Source organism: Candidatus Symbiopectobacterium sp. NZEC135 (genome assembly GCF_025962695.1).
Genome location: NZ_JAGFPF010000535.1, coordinates 1 through 1,250 on the forward strand (window position 1 = coordinate 1; position 1,250 = coordinate 1,250).

The window sequence follows — 1,250 nt, forward strand, 5'->3', positions numbered from 1 at the left end:
AGGCGAATGACGCCTACAGTATTGATGGAGACGCACAGGCGTTTGCGCAATTTATCACGCAGTTTCTGAGCCGCTATCAGCGCTGGAATGCGCCGCGTTACCTGCTCGGTGAGAGCTACGGCACCACACGCACGGTGGCGCTGGCTAACCGGCTAAAGGTGCAGCACAACGTGGATGTTAACGGTATTATTTTGCTGTCGCAGTATCTGAGCCAGGATATTGATATCGATCGTCCCGAATCCAACCCCGGCATCGATCAGCCCTATTATCTGGCGCTGCCGACCTATGCGGCTATCGCCCATTATTATCAGCAGCCACCACACGTCGCTGAAAACCTGGATCATTTGCTGACTGAAGTTGAGCAGTTCTCCCTCGGCCCTTATGCTCAGGCGTTAACTCAGGGCAATCTGTTGCCAGAATCGCAGAAAGCAGAACTCGCTGAGCAGCTTGCCCGCTACACCGGTATACCCGCGCGCGAGTGGGTTAAGGCCGATTTGCGCATTTCAGGCCCGCTGTTTGTCAAAAAACTGCTGGCAGATCAGGGCGACACCGTCAGCCGCACGGATGGTCGCTACCGTGGCGCTTCGCTGGACAGAATGGCTGCACGAAGCGATTACGATCCCGTTATGACTATCGGCTCGGGGTTTATTTCGGCGTATCGCGACTATCTGGCAAAGGGATTGAACGTGAACACGCTGCAAGACTATGTTTCTGACTCGAATGCCATTTACCATTGGAATATGACGCCAGAAAACCGTTCTTTCAATCTGCTGCCTGCATTGTCCGAAACCATGAAAATGAATCCGCGTATGAAAGTGATGGTGCTCGGGGGGATTTACGATCTGGCGACACCTTACTTTGTCGCGCAATATCACCTTAATCACCTCTCTTTGCCGGAAAAACTGCGCGCTAATCTGCAATTTCATCGGTATGAGTCGGGGCACTTGCCTTATCTTGACGACAAATCGCTGCAACAGTTACACCAGGATTTGCATGGCTTTATTGTGGGGTAGTCCAGCTGACTGTTGGAAAATGGCGACAGAAGCCATGTTTATATGTCTCCATTAGGAGACATATAATTAATTGAAATTAAACAAAAATAAATAAACATTAGCATTGTGTCTCTATATGGAGACAGTTGGTGCATTCGTGCGTGGCGCACGCTGTCACTGATGAGGACGTTGTGCCAACCAGATGACTTTTAAATTATATATTTTTCAATGAGTTAATTTTTATTCTTTTTTTGTTTT

1 protein-coding gene is annotated in these 1,250 nt (G+C 49.0%); it reads left to right on the forward strand.

Annotation, left to right across the window (positions count from 1 at the left end):
* Window positions 1-1,013 (forward strand): hypothetical protein (locus J5224_RS28515; protein ID WP_264628468.1); only part of this gene is annotated, 1,013 nt, incomplete at its 5' end.
* Window positions 1,014-1,250 lie beyond the last annotated feature (237 nt).